Origin of the sequence: Chlorogloeopsis fritschii PCC 6912 (assembly GCF_000317285.1) — a bacterium.
GTDB lineage: Bacteria > Cyanobacteriota > Cyanobacteriia > Cyanobacteriales > Nostocaceae > Chlorogloeopsis > Chlorogloeopsis fritschii.
In genome coordinates this window covers 32,580-45,982 of sequence record NZ_AJLN01000094.1, presented here as the reverse complement: position 1 = coordinate 45,982, position 13,403 = coordinate 32,580, and the positions used below count along the sequence as shown (strand labels likewise).

At 41.6% G+C, this 13,403-nt stretch carries 11 protein-coding genes; 6 read left to right on the top strand and 5 right to left on the bottom strand.

What is annotated here, in order from left to right:
* The first annotated feature begins 14 nt into the window (after positions 1-14).
* The 3 genes from UYC_RS0118025 (at position 15) to UYC_RS0118015 (ending at position 4,340) form a co-directional block, all read left to right on the top strand.
* Positions 15-1,175 (top strand): aminotransferase class I/II-fold pyridoxal phosphate-dependent enzyme, encoded by a 1,161-nt coding sequence (locus tag UYC_RS0118025; RefSeq protein ID WP_016879603.1) that lies wholly within the window; start codon positions 15-17, stop codon positions 1,173-1,175.
* Between the two features lie 220 nt (positions 1,176-1,395).
* On the top strand, positions 1,396-3,609 hold the full coding sequence (locus UYC_RS0118020; protein WP_016875923.1) for a GumC family protein: 2,214 nt from the start codon (positions 1,396-1,398) through the stop codon (positions 3,607-3,609).
* Positions 3,610-3,776: 167 nt separating this feature from the next.
* Positions 3,777-4,340, top strand: coding sequence for a helix-turn-helix domain-containing protein (locus UYC_RS0118015; protein ID WP_016875924.1), 564 nt, complete (start codon positions 3,777-3,779; stop codon positions 4,338-4,340).
* Between the two features lie 131 nt (positions 4,341-4,471).
* Here the strand turns inward: UYC_RS0118015 and UYC_RS0118010 are convergent, their stop codons facing one another.
* Both UYC_RS0118010 and UYC_RS0118005 read right to left on the bottom strand, forming a co-directional pair.
* Entirely contained in the window at positions 4,472-6,619 is a 2,148-nt protein-coding gene (locus UYC_RS0118010) for a pentapeptide repeat-containing protein (protein WP_412093825.1), read from the bottom strand.
* A 105-nt stretch (positions 6,620-6,724) separates the two neighbouring features.
* Positions 6,725-7,732, bottom strand: coding sequence for a zinc-dependent alcohol dehydrogenase family protein (locus UYC_RS0118005; protein WP_016875926.1), 1,008 nt, complete (start codon positions 7,730-7,732; stop codon positions 6,725-6,727).
* Positions 7,733-7,949: 217 nt separating this feature from the next.
* On the opposite strand from UYC_RS0118005, the gene UYC_RS0118000 reads away from it, so the two are divergent.
* Both UYC_RS0118000 and UYC_RS0117995 read left to right on the top strand, forming a co-directional pair.
* Positions 7,950-8,327, top strand: coding sequence for a hypothetical protein (locus tag UYC_RS0118000; protein WP_016875927.1), 378 nt, complete (start codon positions 7,950-7,952; stop codon positions 8,325-8,327).
* A 14-nt stretch (positions 8,328-8,341) separates the two neighbouring features.
* The gene (locus tag UYC_RS0117995) at positions 8,342-10,354 is read left to right on the top strand and encodes a caspase, EACC1-associated type (RefSeq protein WP_016875928.1); all 2,013 of its coding nucleotides are present in this window, start codon (positions 8,342-8,344) and stop codon (positions 10,352-10,354) included.
* 188 nt (positions 10,355-10,542) lie between these two features.
* On the opposite strand, the gene UYC_RS0117985 is transcribed toward UYC_RS0117995, so the two are convergent.
* From UYC_RS0117985 to UYC_RS0117980, 3 genes are all read right to left on the bottom strand, one after another.
* The gene (locus UYC_RS0117985) at positions 10,543-10,815 is read right to left on the bottom strand and encodes a hypothetical protein (RefSeq protein WP_016875930.1); all 273 of its coding nucleotides are present in this window, start codon (positions 10,813-10,815) and stop codon (positions 10,543-10,545) included.
* A gap of 120 nt (positions 10,816-10,935) precedes the next feature.
* The gene (locus tag UYC_RS37895) at positions 10,936-11,127 is read right to left on the bottom strand and encodes a hypothetical protein (RefSeq protein WP_127011368.1); all 192 of its coding nucleotides are present in this window, start codon (positions 11,125-11,127) and stop codon (positions 10,936-10,938) included.
* Complete coding sequence (locus UYC_RS0117980) at positions 11,128-11,733, bottom strand: Uma2 family endonuclease (protein ID WP_016875931.1); 606 nt, start codon at positions 11,731-11,733, stop codon at positions 11,128-11,130.
* 264 nt (positions 11,734-11,997) lie between these two features.
* Here UYC_RS0117980 and UYC_RS0117975 point away from each other — a divergent pair, with 264 nt between their 5' ends.
* Positions 11,998-13,395 (top strand): hypothetical protein, encoded by a 1,398-nt coding sequence (locus UYC_RS0117975; protein ID WP_016875932.1) that lies wholly within the window; start codon positions 11,998-12,000, stop codon positions 13,393-13,395.
* The last annotated feature ends 8 nt before the right edge of the window (positions 13,396-13,403 follow it).

Sequence of the window (13,403 nt, the reverse complement as noted above, 5' to 3'; positions counted from 1 at the left end):
AAGAAGGGATGAAGATGAAAAAACCAATTCTGCTTTCAACTCCTCACATAGGCGATCGCGAACTAGAATTTGTCAAAGAAGCCTTTGATACCAACTGGATAGCACCTGTTGGGCCACATATTGATGCTTTTGAAGAGGAATTTTGCCAGGTAACTGGTGCTAATTATGCTGCGGCTCTAGCTTCTGGCACGGCGGCTTTGCATTTAGCTTTGCAACTAGTCGGTATAGAACGTGGGGATGAAGTTTTTTGCTCTACTCTGACGTTTGCTGCTAGTGCCAATCCGATTGTTTATCTCGGAGCAAAACCTGTATTTATTGATAGCGATCGCACTTCTTGGAACATGAATCCTGAATTGTTGCAGGAAGCACTAGAGAAGCGCGCCCGGATTGGCAAGTTACCCAAAGCAGTTATAGTTGTACATTTGTATGGTCAAAGTGCAGATATCGATCCAATCCTCAAAGCCTGCAATCAATATGACATTCCTTTAATTGAAGATGCAGCTGAGGCATTAGGTGCTACCTATAAAGGACGTTCTCCCGGTACTTTTGGACGTATTGGTATTTACTCCTTCAACGGCAATAAAATCATTACCACTTCTGGTGGAGGAATGTTGGTTTCGCCTGAGGAGCAGTTAGTGGCAAAAGCTCGTTTTTTGGCAACTCAAGCACGCGATCCGGCTCCCCACTACCAACATTCAGAAATTGGCTACAACTATCGCCTCAGCAACGTTTCGGCAGGGATTGGGCGCGGGCAGTTGCGTGTTTTGAAAGAGCGGGTTGCATCTAGACAACGCAACTTTAGGAGCTACGCTTCTACTTTGGGGATTTTACCGGGAATAGAATTTATGCCGGAAGCTAATTATGGATGTGCTACTCGTTGGCTAACCTGCTTGACGATAGATCCAAAAGCTTTTGGTGCAGATCGAGAACAAGTCCGCCTCGCCCTTGCCGCACAGCAAATTGAATCTCGTCCAGTTTGGAAACCTTTGCATCTCCAGCCCGTGTTTGCCGAATGTGAATGTTTTGGTGGTGCAGTGGCAGAAAATTTATTTACACAAGGACTTTGCTTGCCTTCTGGTTCTAATCTCACAGACCAAGATTTGGAGCGAGTGATTGATGAAATTATCGCAGTGCACTATGTTTCTAGAAAAACAGAACCTTTATTAATTTTCTAAGTATTAAAAAAGAATCCAGAAGCCAGAACACTCTTTATGGGAGATTTAGACCCGCCACTAATTGTAGACCACCCTACAGGCACTTTATTATTTCTTGTTAAAACACAATCATTGATGAAGAATGCAGAATCAGAATTCAGAATTGATTCTGTCTTCTGCCCCCTAACTCCTGAATTCTTGATTTTTAAATACTAATTCTATCTGTCACGAGGAGAAATTTATGATAGAAACCCAAGCAAATTCTTTGCCACTAGCGAAATACTATCAAATTTTGAAACAGCGCTGGGTGCCTGCTTTAAACATATTTTTACCCACTTTTCTGATTGCTGTCATATGTTTGACTTTTTTTAAAAAACCTACTTATTTAGCAGAAGGAAAACTGCGGTTCCAACGCACAAATACTACATCACTTCTGACAGGAGTAGGAAGAGAATTAAGCACATTAGAAACAGTAGGACGTGATACTCAAACTAATCCTCTCAAAACAGAAGCAGAAGTAATCACTTCTTTACCGATGATCCAAAAAACTATTAGAGAACTTGACCTGCAAGACAATAAAGGAGATATCTTAAAACCCAAAGATTTTCTGAAACGACTAACTGTAAAAGATATCAAAGGAGCCGATGTTATCCAAATTACTTATCAGGATAAAGATCCGGAGATAGCTACGCAGGTTGTTAATAATTTGATGGATAACTATTTAGAGCAAAATGTTTCTTCTTTGAGATCCGAAGCATCAGCAGCCCGCAAGTTTATCGAAAAACAACTACCAAATGCAGAATTTGTAGTTCGCAATGCCGAAGCAGAATTAGCAAAGTTTAAAGAAAAGTACAAAGTTGTTGCTCTAGAGGAAGAAGCAACTAGGGCAGTGGGAGTGATTGCAGAATTACAACAGGAAATTAACACAGTTCAATCTGAATTCGCCAATGTTGAAGCCCAATCTCAACAAGTTCGCAAACAGTTGGATATGAACTCTCAACAGGCATTAGCGACGACAGCCCTGAGCCAAACACCAGGGGTGCAAGATGTCTTGAGAGAAATTCAACTGTTAGAGACGCAACTTGCAGCTAGGCGCACTGTTTTGCAAGATACCCATCCACAAATCATAGATTTAGAAGAAAAAATCCAGTCTTTAAATGGACTAATGCAAAAACGAATTAAACTCGTTGGAGGAAGCACTCAACCACAACCAAACACAAACTTGCAACTTGGAGAGTTGAAACAACGACTATCCGCAAGACTGGCAGAATTAGAAGCAAATCGTCAAGGTTTAGCAAATCAAGCGACTACTTTGTCTAATTTACTAAATGCTTACAGGCAAAGACTGAACAATCTGCCGAGATTGGAACAAATGCAGCGGCAGTTTGAACGTAAAGTGGAAGCAGCGCAAACAACTTACTCACTTTTGCTACAAAAATTACAAGAAAGCCGGATTGCTGAAAATCAAAATGTGGGTAATGCCAGTATTATTACCAAAGCTGAAGTTCCAGAAGAACCAATGTCTTCTCCTATTGTTTTGTACCTCAGCGCTGGTGTATTGGCTAGTGCGGCAGCTTTGGCTACTGTGTATATTTTGGAAGCTAGAGATAAATCTATTCGCACTGTTCAACAAGCACAGGAGTTGTTTGGATTTACTTTATTGGGGGTGATTCCTTCTTTTGACAAGTCGAAAAAATCTCTGCGTAATAAGAAAGAACCAGAGGTGTGCAGCCAAAGGCTTGTAGTTCGCAATGCTCCTCGATCGCCTATTAGTGAAGCTTTTCGGATGCTGCGAGCTAATCTCAAGTTTATGAGTGCCGATAAAGAGTTAAAAGTGATTGTTGTGACTAGTTCTGTGCCTACAGAAGGTAAGTCAACGGTAGCCGCTAATTTAGCGATCGCTATGGCACAGATGGAGCGTAAAGTCTTGCTGATAGATGGGGATTTACACCGCCCAGTTCAGCATCATATTTGGGAACTACCAAATCATGAAGGGTTAAGCAATGTGATTGTCAAAGAAGCACAATTGAAAACAGCAATCAAAACTGTAATGGAAAATTTGGATATTCTGAGTGCTGGTGTAGTACCTCCTTCTCCAGCTTCCCTCCTCGATTCCAAAAAAATGGCTGCGTTGATGGAAACTTTTACTAGCAACTATGATTTTGTGATTGTTGATGCTCCCTCTTTGACAGTTGCTGCTGATGCTGCCACTTTAGGACATATGGCTGATGGTGTTTTGTTTGTCGCTCGCCCTGGGGTTGTTGATTATGCTAGCGGTTTATTTGCGAAGGAGTTTTTAGAGAAATCAGGTCAAAATGTTTTAGGACTAATAGTAAATGGAGTTCATGCTTACAATGAACCCTACAGCCGCTTATATCTTGCCAATGAATTCTACTCTCAAGCTCAGGAGGTTCCCAAAGCAGTCAGAGTTAGCAATCTCAATCCATTTTTGTGAGACATCATTTTTGATATTTTTCGTGTAAATTCTACTGAATTCTGACTGGAGCTAACGGAAACGTCTCTGGCTCCGCTCCTGAATTGTATTGAAATAATGGGCTACCATACCAGTCTAAAAAAAAGACAAATGGTACATGGTAGAAGAGATTGCATGAGTGACAAATAATGGCCTGTGTTACCCAATTTCAAATCAATGAGAGTGCAGCAGACTTGGAGGTGCTGTTGCGCCAGCAGAAAAATCTGCGACTCAAAGAGCGTATACAAGCACTCTACCTAATCAAAACAGAAGGTATGAGTGTAAGCGCAATAGCGAAGATACTCGGCAGAGACAAATCCACAATCCAAAAGTGGTTGATAGATTACCGAGAGGGAGGAATAACCTCAGTACTAAAGTCTCAAAAGAGTCTATTTAAAGTGCGTAAAATACTGTATTGGACAGTTGAAATTTCAGATGAACAAATTCAACAATCAAATGGGACAATTAAACGGTATAACCAATTACAACAATGGTTTGATACCGTTTTCGGAGTGCAAGCGCAAGATGTAAGCGTTTATAAACTGCAAGCAAAACTGAAAATGACACATCTTCGTAACCGCAAACAAAAAAAGCGAAAACTAGGAGCTTTAAAAAAAACTTTTTGTTATCGCGATCGCCTGATTGTTCCGGTTGATGACAAGTTATCTACTAAAGCCAATTTGATGGAGAGATTTTGGGAGTATCTGAAATAGGGGCTAGGGGCTAGAGGCTAGGGAAGAGAGGTTTTCTCGTGAACACATGAATTGAAACGGATGTGGGAATGCAGGGGAAGAAATCTTTTTACCTATGCCCTTGTATCATGCTTGGTGGTAAATTTTATCGATTATTTTAAATAAATCAGCAAATTCAATCCTGGAATGGTGCGGGAAAGAGTCCATAAAGCCAGGATAATGTAAAGTATACCTAAACTCCACTGCAACCAAGCTAGTGTAGTGATGATGCCGGGAAGATGTTGATCTCGCAGGCGAACGTCATTAAATCCGAGTTTGAGTAGATTGTTGAGGCTAAAGTCATAGTAGTTTAGCCAATTCCAACGACTGTTCCACAGTAGTGGCAGATAGCGATCGCGAAATATTTCAAACCTGGGTATGACTGGCAAGCGTCCAATTAGTAATCTTAATTGCCGCATACTCCCGTCTTCTGTGAAATAGGAAACATTCATTAAGTCATGATAGCGCCCTTGTTGATATAAGCGGAGCAACAAAAGTACTGGCACGGGAACAATAATCGCTGTCAAACAACCCATTGTTAGCCAAGGTTGTTCGGCAGTACGAAAAATGGCAAAGACACCAAACACTGTCAACAGGCTAAAACTAGTTAGCATTGATATAGTCTCATAAACTGTAGGCAGAATTGGTACAGGGTGTAGGCGACGAAAACGATCGACTAGCCAAAATAAGATGCCGAAATAAGCGATCGCAATCAAACCAACACCAAATACTAAGTAAAAATCCGTTCCGTAGCCAGAAAGCAGCAGCAATAAACTCAATGTCAGCCAATGCCAAGCTTGTAACAACCACCTACCAAACGAGATGGGTTCACCAACAACAATCCGAGAACTCAGTTGCGTGTAGGTATCTAAATCGATGTCTGCGAGAGTCAGTAACTCACTCTGTTTGCGAAATGGTTGGATCAAGCGGCGACGGGCGATCGCTTCTGCTTGAGTTGGTGAAAAACCAAGATTTATTAAACGTTTTTCGGAAGCACTATTAATATTTGCACCAACCAAAAGATGGTTTAACTGTGCCAATCGCAATTGCTGTTTTGTATACTCCAATTGATTGGCATCAGCAATTTGCTGCAACTGGCGAAAATTTTGCCCCAAATTCCGCAAGACATTTTGATTGCCTTGTAAAGTTGATACTACTAACTTTTCACCTATTTGACCAGGATTGCCTAAAATTTTGGCTTGATTGGAATTAAAAGCGATCCCAGAGACATTTAAAAAAGCTTCTTGAGCGAATTCAGCATCGCTAAAATCTGCTTGATTGAGAATGCTAGCACCCCGCAGATTCACAGATTGGTTAAACTGGGCTTCCCGAAAAGTCACAGCTTGCTCAAAAGCAGCTTCTGTTAAAAACAAGAACTGATTGAAATTAGCTTTGGTAAACTGGGCTGAATTGACAAAGCGCACACCAGAAAAATCTGCATTTCCTTGCCACTGGGCGCGATTAAATTTTGCTAACTGTTTAAAAATAGCTTGATTAAAATTGGCAGTGTCTGCAAAGATACTGTTTTGAAAATAAACATTTTCCTGAAACTGGCTTTGTTTAAAATTACTTTTATCAAAAAAGATACTGCTCTGCCACTGACTCTCGCGCCGAAAAGTGGCATTTGCAAAGCTCACTCCACGACTAAATCGCGTTTCCATCCAATTCGCTTCTTGGCTAAAAATAGCGCCTGTAGCATTTACAGGTTGAAGAAAAAATGTATTGGCAAACTGCACAGCCCCAGTAAAATGCGTTTGCTCTAACACTACCGAGCCACGGAAAACACTGATTTCACTAGATGCAGCTGGGGGAGTTGCCAAAAGCGATCGGCAATCTTTAGAGGTGGGAAACGCCAAGGTAAAAGACTGCAAGCAAACCACACGCAAGCGTTCGAGTTGTTCTTGTTCTGCGGCAGTAAATATTGGTGCGATCGCCTGGGCATAAAGGGGAGTTCTTAAACCCAAATCGCTACCGATAAAATCTCCTTGAATCAGAGAAAAACTCAAGTCTAAACCCAAAGGCTTAGAACCAGCCTTTTGCAATTCTTTCCGCAGCATTTGGTAAAAAGCATCGCGGAAGGCAGCATTTTCTGGGCGTAAATCTATCACCATCTGCCGCAAATCTATAGTCAAATTGCCTTCGCGAATTGTCGGCGTGCGCGATCGTTCTTGCAACAATTCTAAAGTTAAGGGCGTGCGTTCTGGTTGTGCAGGTGCGCCCCAAGCGGGTAGGGGAAGGAAGATAAGGCTAAAGAAAATAATTATCGAAACGCAGAGGCACGCAGAGGTTAAACGCAGAGTTCTGCCTTTGCGTTCCTCCGCGTTTTCCTTTACGTTCCTTTGCGTTTGAAAAAAAAATCTATTCAATCACTCCTCGCCAATCAGCAAAACAATTTTACCCGTCATCGAACCACTTTCAAGTAATTCGTGAGCTTTGGCTGCTTCTTCTAGTGGCAACCTATGGCTAACTTGAATTTTTAACTTGCCTGCATCTATATATTTTGCACACTCTTCTAAAATCTCGGCTTGGTGCTGTTGTGCTTCCACCATTTCTTGCAACATCGGTGTCAGCATTAATTCCAAACCAATGCGGAGATTGCGCAATCTCGCAGCTTTCCAAACTGTATTGGCGTCTGGTTCTAAAATCGTCACAATATCGCCATACACGCGCACTGCTGGAAAGGTTTTGTGAAAAGTTTCTCCGCCGACAGTATCAAAAGCTAAATCTACACCTTCACCACCACTCCAATCTAAGGCTGCTTGGATAAAATCTGTTTGTTTGTACAAAATGGGGTAGTCAGCACCGAGTTGTTTGACAAAATTTGCTTTGTCTTGGGAACTTACTGTGGTGCAGACATGAGCACCTTTAAGTTTAGCAAGCTGAATTGACACATGACCGACGCCACCAGCACCAGCATGAATTAATACTCGCTCGCCTGGTTCGAGTCTTCCCCGCTCGTATAAAGCTTCCCAAGCCGTGATTAATACTAGAGGTGCTGCTGCTGCTTCTGCAAAAGATATAGATGCGGGTTTGCGGGCAACAAATCGCTCATCAATGGTGGTAAATTCAGCATAGTTGCCTTGGTGTGCGCCCAAGCCACCATTACAAAAATAAACATGATCACCGACGCGAAACTTTTGCACGCCAGCACCTACTGCCTCAACTACACCCGCACCGTCACATCCTAAAATGGCAGGGATGCGATCGGGGTAGAAAGTGCCGCGTTTGCGAAGTTTTGTGTCAATGGGGTTAACGCCTGCTGCTTTTAAACGTACCAAAAGTTCAGTTTCGCCAACAGGCACACCGGGATTTGTCACTTCCTGCACTTGCAGAACTTCAGGATTTCCCGCTGCTGTCATTAATACTGCTTTCATGACTTGTTCCTCTGCGTGCTTGCATTTGTCAATTTACCGCAAAGGAAGAGAGCGATCGCTTTTTGAATATGAATCGCAAAGACACAAATATAACCTTACTAAGGACTACCGTCGATTTTATAAAGAAGTTTTAACAGCTTTCAGAAAAGGAAAGACCCAACCTTGAAGCAATCATCAAAGGTTAAATAAGTGCGGTTGTAATACTAGGTAAGACAGCATGGCAAATAGTTCCAGTGTCAAATTTACAATTCACTTCAACGATCCTAATCTTGAAGCTGAGGAACAAAACGAACAAGTTCTGCGGTTAATGGCTGAATTGAGGGAAATGGGAGAAGTAGATGCCGTCAATCGCGTTCCCGTTCCTAGTACTCCAAAAGATAGCAGAGCATTAGGAGGATATTTAGTTGGCTTGCTTACGGCTGAGGTAAATGTAGCTAATGCTAAAAAGGTATTGAATTTTTTGAGAATATCTCTAGCTAGGAAACCTATTGAATTAGCAGTAGAGGCGAACGGCAAAAAAATTCAGGTAAAAGCTAATAGTCTAGAGGAACTTGAGGCAGCGATCAAGGCTGCTCAAGATTTTATTGCAGCATAGGTAGGCAGGCACAAATGGTAAAAGTAGCACTGTTAATTGCTGTAAGCGAATACGAACATGGATTGCCTTCACTTCCAGGTTCTAAGAAAGACATCCAAGAGATGGAGAGAGTCTTACGCGATCGAAATATGGGTGAGTTTGACGATGTCAAGCCATTGCTTAACCCCGATTTGGTAACAATGCAAATAGAGATCGAAAGGTTGTTTGCTGAAGGTCGCCAAAAGGATGATTTAGTTTTGCTTTATTTTTCAGGTCATGGTATTCGAGATGAACATGATAATTTGTACTTTGCCACTCGAAATACTCGCCAAAATCAGCAAAGGGACGTTTTAACTGCAACTGCTGTACCCGCTCAAACTATTCAAGGTTTCATGAATCGAAGTCCTTCTAAACGACAGGTACTGATTCTAGATTGTTGCTTTAGCGGTGCATTTGCAAAAGGCTTGTCAGCAACGGGAAGAGGTTTGAATTCAGTGCCGATTCAAATTGCAACTCTATTAGGTGGAGAAGGTCGAGCAGTGTTAACCTCCTCTACCGAAACACAAGAGTCTTTTGAAGAGGGCAGTGTAGGTATTTATACTCGCTTTATTGTAGAAGGCATTGAGACGGGAGCAGCTGATACGGATAAAAATGGCATAATCACAGTGGAAGAGTTGCATGAGTATGCCAAGTGGAAAACTCAGGCAGCGAGATCTGATATGAAGCCAAACTTTTTCCCAGTCAAGGAAGGTTATGCCATTCGATTGGCAAAAGCTCCTATAGGTGATTATAAACTTACCTACCGTAAAGAGGTTGAACTTTGGGCGCAACGCAGACAGGGAAAATTTTCCAGTATTCTCCTCAGCGCATTAGAAGAGAACCGCAAAAAATTAGGACTGTCACCAGAGGAAGCAGAAAAAATCATGGCTGAGGTGCTTCAGCCTACCCAGGAATTTCAAGAAAAGCGACTGTTATATGAGCAGAACTTTGAGGAGGCAATTCTACTAGACTTTCCTGTGAATGAAGAGATAAGGGATGAATTAAGGTACTTGCAGCATATATTAGGACTTAAGGATATTGATGTGGCTTCTATTGAAGAAAAGTTCAATGAGCGGAAATTTACAAGTGCTGGAGCTTACTTTGAGCGGGGATTAAAAAACTACGAGAAAAAGAATGACGAAGGGGCAATTCGTAACTATACTAAAGCAATTCAGCTTAAGCCTAATTACTCTGTTGCTTACTTCAATCGTGGACTTGCTTATCATAATTTAGGGAATTATCAAGCAGCGATCGAGGATTATACCGAAGCCATTAGGATCAATAGTGAGTGGGGAACTATAAACCTTGCTCGTGCTTATCTTGAACGAGGTATTGCCAATTATGACTCAGGTAATAAGCAAATAGCCCTTGAAGATTACACTCAATCTATTAACCACGAAGCAAAATCTTCTCGTACCTATTATGAGCGGGGTCTAACTTATTTTGATTTAAAGGATTATCAGGCAGCAATTGATGATTACACTCAAGCCATTAAACTCAACAGTACATCCTATGAACTGGATGAAGCAACTATTTATTTTGAACGAGGTCTAGGCTATTATGATTCAAATAACAAGCAGGCAGCCCTTGAAGATTGGAATCAGGCAAGCGTGCTCAAACCCAATTATTGTCTTGCCTTCTACAATCAAGGGTTAGTCCACGAAAATAATAAAGATTATCAGGCAGCGATTCAGGCTTACACTCAAGCTATTGAAGTTAACGGCCAATGGGAGAGCATAAGTCCTTCTGAAGCATACTACAGGAGAGGTCTTTGTCAATATGAATTAGGTCAATTTCAAGCATCTGTTGAGGATTATACCCAAGCTATTAAAATTAACTCTGAATTTGATCTCGCATATGAGAAGCGGGGTGATGCCTACCATGCTTTAGAGAATAGGGAGCTAGCAATAGAAAATTATCGACAAGCTGAAAGCCTCTATCAAAACTTATTTAAAACAACAGAGCGTCAGAGAGTACGTAGGAGAATTAGGGATCTTGAACAGCAGTAATTCTCATGTTTTCAAACCAGTTTTGGATTCTAGTATTAGGCTTCACTGTTAAACCATAATAAATTTCTTCAATTGTAATCACACTTAAATTAATAGATGTCACAGTACTATTCCATGCTATTACTCCTAAATTTGGCATTGGACGAGTTAATTCACTGATGATATTAGTGTCACAAAGATGGCTCATCCTATTCTTCAGTAAAAGGATTGTCACGATCGCCTCGTGTTGGTATCTCTAAGCTATAATTTTCTTCAGTACATAACTGCTGAAGTTCTTTAAAGACTTGAGCTAGAGATGTTTCCGCAATTTTTTGCCGCCAGCTTAAAAATTCATAGAAAAGCTCAGGGTCTATAATTGCAGCCACTAGTTCCTCTTTAGTATAAATTAGCTGGGGTTCTTGACTAGTCGCATTAATTATTGAAGATAGCTGTTTTTTTGCTTCTTCAAGTGTCCATTTCATTGTAAAAACCTCAAAGTTTTGGCAACATTGAATTATAGAGACTGTTCTCACGTTAGCTTATTTTCACAAGCGATGTCTCGCGAAAGCCGATGCAACTTCTACCCACACTTCGCAACTGTATCAAATTAGCGATGTCTGGCGACAAGAAGCATAGCTACTACGCATTGTTGGCTTTGTAGGGCTAGCAAGGTACTTAACCCCAGAAAAAATCACTGGGGGATTTCTCTGCGATCGCACTTTTGGTGGTGCGGTTAATTGAGGTGATAGAACAATCGCCGCTACGCGATCGCACCTCAACGTGAATACATACACTCAACGAGGAAGAATATCATCTAGGCGAAGATGAAGGCGAGGCAAAAGTGGTGAGTTAATTAATTGATTTAATCGATATTGTTGTTGAATATACATATCTTCAACTAGTTGACAAACAGTGAAGGTAGGTTGTTTAGGTTTACCAATAAATGCGACTCCACCCAATCCTTTATAATCCACAATCCAATATTCAGGAATGCCAAAAAGCGCATATTCTTCAACTTTGCGAGCATAATCAGTTTCCCAATTGGTACTAACAACTTCAACCACCAGTTTAATTGAGCTCGAGAGCGTAATTACGGGTTCTCGCTCCCAAAGGGGTTCACGGTCGAGAACGGTTTCATCAAGAACTACAACGTCAGGACGACGAACTGTGGCTGCATCCGCAAACGGGTAAATTAAACAAGTGCGAGGAATAAACCAGGGAAGTTGTTCTGCAACAAGGTGTATACCAATTTGAGTTGCAACTTTGCCACTCACCGTTTCGTGGGGGCCAGTTGGTTCCATGTCGATTAGTTCTCCGTCTGCTAGTTCATAGCGGGGATTATCTCGGTATTGAGAGAGAAAATCTTCTTTGGTGAAGGTTTTTTGGGAGATATATGTCATTAAGCTAATCTCCTGAAATTATATGTTCTCATCTTAAAGTCTCTAACCGATAGGAAAGCACCAGTTCCACAAAATGCGTTTCGTAAATGCGATGTTTGGCGACAAGAAGCGTAGCTCTCTACGCACGGTTTGCGACTGTATCAAATAAGCGATCATATTGTTGGTTTTGTAGGGCTAGCAGGGAAATGGGAATGTTTTTTTAATACGAGAAACTTTTGAGAGAATTTATCTGTCTGCTTCTCCAAATTCTCCGAAATTTCCCCTATGTCTGAACCAGCCCAAGGTATTCCTGGAATACCCGATCTTACGCATCCTACTGAACTCCTCCAATTTGGAACCCATGCACTCAAAGCTTCGCTGTTATTGGTATTTTTAGTTATCGCTTTAGGAGTAGCGATCGCTCTCATCAACTTTTCCCTGCGTCGCAATCAACCAGAAGAAGCGATATTCATAGACGAATGGGCTATTCGTTACTCCCAACTTCTACGAGGATTGCAACATTTATTTTTGTTATTAGTTTTGCTAGTAGCTGGATTTTTTCTTTGTTCTACTTTGAGCAATCGATATCATCACTGGGAACAAGCAAAGGTAGCGCAGGTAGCAGAAAGTGTCGCTGGTGACAGGCTAGAACAAGTTGCACCGCAAGTACGCTATGTAGTTAAAGTACCATACACTTATACAACTCAAGTTAATAACAAGCTAGTTAAGGTAAATGAGACGCGAGAAGAAAACCGCTACTTGACACTGGCTGGTTCGCAAATTCAGGTAAAAATCGATCAAACTCCAGATGTTCAAAATCGCCGCGCCGTATATCGCGTAGATTATGCTGCTGACTATAAAGTAATTAATCAGCTTCAGAATATTAATAGTTTTTTCTTTGAAGCTCCACCACCCAACGGCTACTCTTTGCTTGCTGGCTATCAAATTGAGCAATCTGGTAAAAAGTTGCAACAAATTAATCCAGGTGATTACGGCTTTCCCTTCCGTCTACAACCAGGTGAAGAAACGAACTTTCGACTCACCTATAAAGCTCAAGGGGGATCGCGTTGGGTATATAGTGCTGATGGGCAGTTGCTCAAAAACTTTCGTCTAGTAGCAACAGCTAACTTTCCAGGAGCAGATTTTGCCAGTGGCATTGTACCAAATGAAATTGCAGGCGAGGGACAAAGCACCCAATTTACTTGGACATTTGATGACAATGTTGCAGTTAAAAATCCTTTTGGCGTGTTTACAAACACTAACCCCATTCGTCACACAGGCATTCTTCCCCGGCTGTTACTGTTAGCGCCAGCATTATTTCTGTGGTGGATGCTGTTGTTGTACTTGTCACTACCGATGAGTTTAAAAAATATAGCTGTTGCTGGTGGCATATTCTTTGCTTGTTTGCTGGCTTTAACTTATATGAGCCGCATCATGAATCCGCAGTTAGCCTGGACTTTGATTTCACTCATCTTGCTAACATTGACATGGGGTTTGGGATCGAGCCGTCGTGCTTCCCTCGCAGCCGTTATTTGTACCATTGCTGGGGCAGTGCTGCCCGTGTTTGGATTATTAGTACCCTATAGTGGGCTTACCCTGAGTTTAGCAGGATTACTTTCAGCTATTTGGCTGGCGGTTCGCCACTGGTATGGTTGGCATAAGCTACAGCCACAGGATAGGTAAGATTAATA